7 protein-coding genes and 2 pseudogenes are annotated in these 6,737 nt (G+C 36.7%); 3 read left to right on the top strand and 6 right to left on the bottom strand.

The features are described from left to right. Positions 1 to 156: 156 nt before the first annotated feature. A pseudogene (locus R7M72_RS09780) lies at positions 157 to 1,019 on the bottom strand (LysR family transcriptional regulator). Between the two features lie 81 nt (positions 1,020 to 1,100). Here R7M72_RS09780 and R7M72_RS09785 point away from each other — a divergent pair. Next, positions 1,101 to 1,451 (top strand): hypothetical protein, encoded by a 351-nt coding sequence (locus tag R7M72_RS09785; RefSeq protein ID WP_064376838.1) that lies wholly within the window; start codon positions 1,101 to 1,103, stop codon positions 1,449 to 1,451. A gap of 520 nt (positions 1,452 to 1,971) precedes the next feature. Continuing rightward, the gene (locus tag R7M72_RS09790; protein ID WP_318056148.1) at positions 1,972 to 2,337 is read left to right on the top strand and encodes a regulator; all 366 of its coding nucleotides are present in this window, start codon (positions 1,972 to 1,974) and stop codon (positions 2,335 to 2,337) included. 56 nt (positions 2,338 to 2,393) lie between these two features. Here R7M72_RS09790 and R7M72_RS09795 read toward each other — a convergent pair whose 3' ends face one another. Next, entirely contained in the window at positions 2,394 to 3,320 is a 927-nt protein-coding gene (locus tag R7M72_RS09795; RefSeq protein ID WP_318056149.1) for a DUF4435 domain-containing protein, read from the bottom strand. Further along, positions 3,320 to 4,615 carry an AAA family ATPase gene (locus R7M72_RS09800; protein ID WP_318056150.1) on the bottom strand — a complete coding sequence of 432 codons (1,296 nt, stop codon included), beginning with the start codon at positions 4,613 to 4,615 and terminating at the stop codon, positions 3,320 to 3,322. Before R7M72_RS09800 ends, R7M72_RS09795 begins: the two co-directional genes overlap by 1 nt. 222 nt (positions 4,616 to 4,837) lie before the next feature. Here R7M72_RS09800 and R7M72_RS09805 point away from each other — a divergent pair, with 222 nt between their 5' ends. Continuing rightward, on the top strand, positions 4,838 to 5,503 hold the full coding sequence (locus R7M72_RS09805; RefSeq protein WP_318056152.1) for a DUF2726 domain-containing protein: 666 nt from the start codon (positions 4,838 to 4,840) through the stop codon (positions 5,501 to 5,503). 79 nt (positions 5,504 to 5,582) lie between these two features. Here the strand turns inward: R7M72_RS09805 and R7M72_RS09810 are convergent, their stop codons facing one another. The 3 genes and pseudogenes from R7M72_RS09810 to R7M72_RS09820 all read right to left on the bottom strand — a co-directional run. Next, entirely contained in the window at positions 5,583 to 5,855 is a 273-nt protein-coding gene (locus tag R7M72_RS09810) for a hypothetical protein (RefSeq protein ID WP_086591420.1), read from the bottom strand. Positions 5,856 to 6,348: 493 nt separating this feature from the next. Beyond that, the gene (locus tag R7M72_RS09815) at positions 6,349 to 6,492 is read right to left on the bottom strand and encodes a hypothetical protein (RefSeq protein WP_020840617.1); all 144 of its coding nucleotides are present in this window, start codon (positions 6,490 to 6,492) and stop codon (positions 6,349 to 6,351) included. Then, positions 6,492 to 6,737: pseudogene (locus R7M72_RS09820) on the bottom strand (toxin); the annotation flags it as partial. The gene R7M72_RS09815 and the pseudogene R7M72_RS09820, both read right to left, overlap by 1 nt.

Raw genomic sequence — 6,737 nt, forward strand, 5'->3', positions numbered from 1 at the left:
CAAAACCTTGATAACAAGACGGCAGAGCACCTCACATTGTGATAGCAAGCATAAAGATGGGGGTGTTAATAAATACCGCCGAAACAATATGTTACAAAGATTAGCGTTAGGCCTAGTTGAGTAGACAACGCAAAATTCTAAATCTGAACAACCGCCCTAAAATGACTCACTCTTCAATACTTGTGATAACTCAGACCTAATAAAAGTAGATATCTCAGCTAGCTTTCTTGGCAAAGGGTTTTGATAAGGGTAGGCAATATACATGGAACGTTCTATATCAAAAGTTTGCGATATTCGGATGTTTTTGTCTATATAGTTACTTTTAATAAGATAGTTTGGAATGACACCAACCCCAACTCCCTCAGAAACAAAGTTTATTAAAATAGAGGTGTTATCAACTTCGATAACATCAGTATATTGATTTTTAATTGATTCCTTATTCGAATGATGTTTGTAGATTAATAGTGTTTTGTTGTTGGCATTACTTACCCTAGATATCAAAACATCACTATAATCACCAATTTTATGTGCAATAAGAGTGTCATCAATAACATTATTAAGCCTAATCGCTAAATCTACATTGCTTTCTAATAAATTTTCTACATTGTTACTTGACGATATTTCAAAATCAACTTTTGGATATCGTTCTTGTAAGTCTTTAAGAACAGAACCAAAAATAGAAGAGGCTATAGAGTTGGGCATTGTGATTTTAAACTTTCCATCAATGCATTCACTCAACGAGCTAGCTCTGTAATTTAACTCGTGCAAACTCTGTAATTTAACTCGTGCAAACTCTCTAACGTCTTGATAGCAAGCTCTCTAATGCTTTCGCCATGATCAGTTAAAACGAGTTTCCTTGTTGTCCTGTGGACGAGTGTTACACCAAGTTGTTTTTCTAATGCTGCTAGCTGCCTGCTGACTTGAGCTTTCGACTTTCCAAGTTCTTTTGATGCCTCTGTAAGAGAGAGGTGTTTACAAATGGCTGCAAAGCAGATCAACTCATTGTTCATCAATTCCATGATTGTTACCTTTTTGCAACTCTGAGTCACGTTGTCTTTTAACTGGTGGGAAAGTATAACTTGCTTCATCGGAGGGGGACAATGATATTTAAAAGCCGCCATGAAATAAAGGCAGACTACTATCTTAATAAAATCATATTGGATATTAAGTTAAACCGATATCCTGAAGAAATTAACTCAATCGGATTAAATATAGAAAATAAAGATTTAAAAATAAAGAATTTGTCTCGTGAAATTACTAAGTTGGATTCGGGTGATTTAATTGTTGATTGTGCATCATTGATAATGACTCATTACATATCGAAAAAAGTAATAATAAAAGTTGAAATTGATTTTTTAAATTATAAAGTTAAACGTGTAAGGATATTAAAATATGAAGACTGCAATACAAAATTCGAAAAGATCTGTTTATCAGAAAGATACATTGTATAGAATAATAAATAATATTAGTACTTTGTATACCAAATCACTAGTAAAATTATTTGGTGAAGAGTTGAGAATCCATCATTGCAAACATAAGATTAATGTAAGAACCACTAACGAGTTGAGTGAACATATGAAGAAAGATCTAGGTATAGATTGAAAAGTAGAGAGTTTACATCTGTTAGATTCCTTGTTCCTATAAAGATAATCTAGTACTTACACGTTAGGGTTAAGCAAACGCGTATCCATGTTGACTCATATTGAATGAGCAAGATGCAAAACCAACGTGCATGGTGTCGGACGTAACCAAAGATACAGTTCAAGTGGTCGCTGTGGTGGAATCGAAGTTCATGGCCCATACAAGACAGCTGATGAAGCTTGCAAGGAAGCAAAAGCCAAATACGGTGTAACTAAACTGACTTCACCAATGCTAATCTTCTAACCCTTAAGTTCGCATTATATCTGCTTATGTTGAATGCGATTGCATATGCTAGTCCTATAAAATGTCTCTCTTTTGAGGGACTATTCAATGAAGTATCACGAAATGACTAAAAACTATATTTTTCGTGAATTTGAATGTGGTTTATCCGTCGAACAAGCTGCTGAACTTTGTTTAAAAACTGTGAGAACCGTCAAAGAATGGGATAAGGGGAAACCTATCCCACCGGAGTGCAAGCGGCTTATGAGAATGACAAAGGGAAGGGAGCTGAGCCCATCAGAACAATGGGAACAGTTTAAAATGCATTATGACAGATTAGAACTTCCAACAGGACAATTGGTTACTGCACAACAAATATTAACAGGAATTGCTTTGTTAGAGATTGGGGCATTAACCGATTTAGAAGCAGCAGGCGTGATTTTGAAATATGCTAGAGCTCTGAAGGATATTATGTGATTTGAAGGCTCCCATTGGATAGGAGCCTTTTTAAACTTAAAGCGCTCGATTAATGCTTAGCCGAGCTTTTCCACGACTCCGTCTTTGATATAGGATAAAGAGTCTAAGTCGCAATAGTTAAAAACCAAAGACTTCAATGATTTACTATTTAAGCCTTCTTTAATCCCATATAAACACTTAGCATATTTTCCACTATTGCAAAACTGACATTGCTCGATATGACTTGTATTACATTTTTGCACTAATACTTTTACCTCTTCGGAAAAAAAATGCAAGAATGCACTGAGGGCCCATTTGCCCTTTACAACTTTTTGAATAAAGTTCTCATCAAACTGAAGTTGATGCTGCTCAGCAAAGTCTAATAATTCTTCTTGTTTTCTTAACACTAACTGGAGTTTTTGTTCATTTCTAAAACACTGGTCTGAACTATCATACCCATATATAGCACTGTAATTAGAGTCAATAGCACCACGAAGAGAATCAAGACTAATTAAATATAATATTTCTAATCGATTCAATATTTCATTATATAAATCGTCAGTTATATCTTCTGTTATTAAGGTTTTAGTTGCTTTTGTATAATCTACCAGAAGATTTTTTATTACTTCTTTGCTTACAAAATGGTTTTCAATAGCATAGCTTTCTAAATTGAACACTATTTCAGAATTGAAAACCTCATCACGGAAATCGGATACATCTTTATCGACTATTCCCAGAATGTGATTTTTTAATAAGCCAGTGTTGCCATCTTCGACTCTTAGAAGGTCAGTGATTGCAGTTTTTACACCACCACATCCAGGTTGATACCGCTCACCATTCTCACTATCTACCTTTTCGATGTTTTCTACAGCATAAATAAAATATCCATTACTATGGAACATCCCGTCATAGAGATTAACATCGTCTTCACCTTCTACAATTAAAACTTTTTCGCCTAGCTGCTCCGCATTAAGAAAAATTTCGTTGATTCTATATTCTGACATTAAAGAGCACCAGCTATGTCTACGTTCATTGTTGTTTTGTATTTAGATGAACCCGCTATAGCTGGACTATGCGAAGCAACGATTACTTGTGAGTCTGGGACTAAATATGTAACAAGCTCTACAAATTTACGCTGCCACTTAATGTTAAATGATAACTCCGGTTCGTCTATTAGTATGATGTCCTTATCTCTACCTTTAAGAACTAACATGCAGAGAGTAATCAAAAGCTGGGATTCACCACTTGAAAGCTCTGTAACAGAGTGCGAATCATCTCCTGTAATGATTTCTAAACCAGTTTCAGAAACATACAAATATTTCTCGGTTGGCATATGCTGATTAAATATAGAAACAATTTCATTGATTGAGTTCAGCATAGATTGCTCATTAACTAGCTCATCAACCATATTGCTAAATAATTCTATCAATATAGGTGTGTTTATTTCAGTTATAAAAGTTTGAAATGATGATATTGCTTTAAGTTTGTTAACGATCTCTGTCTTGGTCTTATTATCATCGTTATCATCTAGTGCGCTAATAATACGAGCTTTATTAATAGATACGTCTCGGTAAAGTTGACGCATGTCATGATAATAATCATCGAATCTTGGCTGGGTGGCGATCAAATAACTAGAAAGAGTCTCAAAAAGAGCATTTTGTATTCTTTTGCTTGTTTTAATCCTAGCGACTCTATAGTTTTCCAGGAGCATTTCTACAACTTCTTCTATTTTAACATTTTTTAAATATAAGTTTTTTTCATTAAACCTACTTAAATTTACTTCGTGCATTTTTCTAAATTCACGATATTTTTTAGAAGTATTTAATAGATCATTACAAAAGTCGAACCAATCGCCTGGATGTGTAGCTTTATCCACTTTTATAAACTTGTATTTATCTATGTCCTGAACAAAAAAACGATATATATCATTAATTTGAATATTGGTCTCAGTGCTGTTAATTGTTCGACCAACACCCAGACCTAGAGATGAAAAATTTATAGACTCAGGCCAAATATATTTATCTGAGTTTGATTTCTTTTTTATAATTACATTTTTCTGACCACTATCTTTATTTGTTTTAGTTGTGGAGAATTTCAATCGAATAGATTCGATTTTATTTTTTAATAGTTCATTATCATTTTTGGTAAAAATTGCATGTAATACCCTTAGAAGAGTGGTCTTTCCACAACCATTATCACCATATATAACAGTAACGTTTTCATTAGTGAATTTAAGGCTCATTGTAGAAAATCTTGTTTTGAAACCCGTTATATGTATCTCTTGTAATTTACCAGCCACCGTACTTTACTCTTTTATGTGATAAAACGTCCCGATTCTAGCATGAGAGGCACTAGCTTCATATAGACTAGTTTCACATATAGTCGCTGAAAAGACGAAGATTAGATTTGAGTATAAAAGCTAAAGTTGGTAGTTAAATTAATTACATTGGACGGGAATCCCACGCAATGCAACGATGGGTACTTGAAAGGTGATTCCAATAACACCTCAAACAACATCGATATGCTACCATACACTCATTTTTATGAATGGGAACAGAAAGTGCCTGAATTACTGATACTTATATCCTTAGCATGTATTGTGTATCTATTCACAAAGAAGGATAAGAAACCTAAACGTAGGTTTAACGAATGGGAACAAGATGCAGCGGTTAGAAGACCAAACAGCGTGCATTCTTTTGAACGCAAAGTTGTAGAAAAGAACCCAAAGATAGTCGAAGTACCTTTGCCGCCCCCTGGCAATAAGACTAATTCTGTACCTCACAAGAAAAGTACATACTTGGCCACCAAGACAGAGCGCAGATTCTATAGTGTGTTGCAGGAGCTTATACCTGATGAATACGTGATTCATAGTCAAGTTTCATTGATGGCGTTAGTTCAACCGACCAATTTTAAAGATAACTCTCGAACTTGGGCTAAAAGAATGGACTACGTGATAACGGATAGAGACACAAAAGTATTGGCAGTTATCGAACTGGACGACTCATCTCATAGACAGAAAAAGAGACAAGAACGAGACATATACGTAAACAATGCACTTGATGGACACCACCCGTTGCTTCGGTTTGAAGCTAGAAGCTCTTATGACAAAACACATATAGCAACCGTATTAGAACGTGACACGATAATAAAGTGTAGAGAGTTGGAAAGCGTATTACAGTACAGCTAAAACAGAGCCGAACATCAATTGTTCGGCTTTTCTTTTAACTCACAGTATCGTGGTTCTTATCGTTATTAAGCGTATGATTTTACATTCTAGTGACTGAGCCAATCTCATCATTTTTTGAAGAGAAAACTTGAAGATGAAGCTCTATATTTGAATCAATACTCTCGTTATATACAGAAAACGACATATTTACTGTGTAACTTTCGTCATAGTTATCGACTACCCAGCCTTCTTTAAATTGAGCACTAAGGTAGTAGGAGCTTGGTTCGTTATCTTTCAAATGATCCATAATTACAGATACTGCAAGTTTTTTATGACACCATAGGTTGTTTAATTCGGTATATCGTTTTCTCATAGTTTACCTAGTGCTTCTGACACTTTTTAAACGATTTTCAATCCATGTATTGTGCCGAAACTATATCAAGGCATCAATCGTTCTCCATTTTAGTTTCATGAGCTCTCAGACTACCGAAGTTTGGTGGAATTTACCCCCGTAATACAGATTCGGGGGTTTGACCTCCCGCCGCACGTCGCGCAATCGTCCTAGCCCGTCCTCACTTGCTCCGCGCGTCAGTCGGAGAGAACCCAGAAAAGAAGAATAAGCATTGCTCGACACTCGCAAAGCTTTGATGTTGTGAGTATGCAGCGTTCCGGTAGGTTAACGCGCCTTTGGTGTGGATAGTCTCTGCAAGGCTGGTCTAGCAGGAAGGAGGGCGGCTGCATCCAAGTGGCTTTGGGCTGCTAACCGCGCCGATTAAGTGATGAGGCTAGGTTTTGCTGTGGTGGGCGGCTTGGTGCCTCGTCGTCGCTCCGCAACTCCTTATCCCTGCGGGGCTGGCACCGTGCCTTTAATTGAAGTAGTCGACCAGTTTGCCTAGGAGGTATCTCGCAAGGTCATACACGAGCACCACAATGACTGCGTTCACTATCGAGAGATGATCAAACAGCTCGATGATTTCAACCAGCTGTCCATGCGTTACGTATTCATTCATTAGGTTTCGTCTCCACTAAACAAACCGCCAACGGGTTTTAGTTCAATATCTTGCTCTTGCCGTTGTGCATATTGCTCATACGGCGAACACGTGACATAGAAGTTGGATGCGCCACGAGACAGCTGGACGAGGCAATCGTCCAGATATTCCATCTTGACGCCCAACTTGTTTAGGAATCCGTCATCGAGGTAAGTCACACCGCGTGGTGTGACAACCTCAAAATGCACGTTGACGTGTATCGAGGT

It is taken from the genome of Vibrio sp. YT-18 (genome assembly GCF_033337345.1).
Lineage (GTDB): Bacteria > Pseudomonadota > Gammaproteobacteria > Enterobacterales > Vibrionaceae > Vibrio > Vibrio alginolyticus.

What these genes read in the sequence shown, in the direction of transcription:
- R7M72_RS09785 (WP_064376838.1), top strand. Translation starts at nt 1,101, where the DNA reads ATGATATTTAAAAGCCGCCATGAAATAAAGGCAGACTACTATCTTAAT.
- R7M72_RS09790 (WP_318056148.1), top strand. Translation starts at nt 1,972, where the DNA reads ATGAAGTATCACGAAATGACTAAAAACTATATTTTTCGTGAATTTGAA.
- R7M72_RS09810 (WP_086591420.1), bottom strand. Translation starts at nt 5,855, where the DNA reads ATGAGAAAACGATATACCGAATTAAACAACCTATGGTGTCATAAAAAA.
- R7M72_RS09795 (WP_318056149.1), bottom strand. Translation starts at nt 3,320, where the DNA reads ATGTCAGAATATAGAATCAACGAAATTTTTCTTAATGCGGAGCAGCTA.
- R7M72_RS09815 (WP_020840617.1), bottom strand. Translation starts at nt 6,492, where the DNA reads ATGAATGAATACGTAACGCATGGACAGCTGGTTGAAATCATCGAGCTG.
- R7M72_RS09805 (WP_318056152.1), top strand. Translation starts at nt 4,838, where the DNA reads ATGCTACCATACACTCATTTTTATGAATGGGAACAGAAAGTGCCTGAA.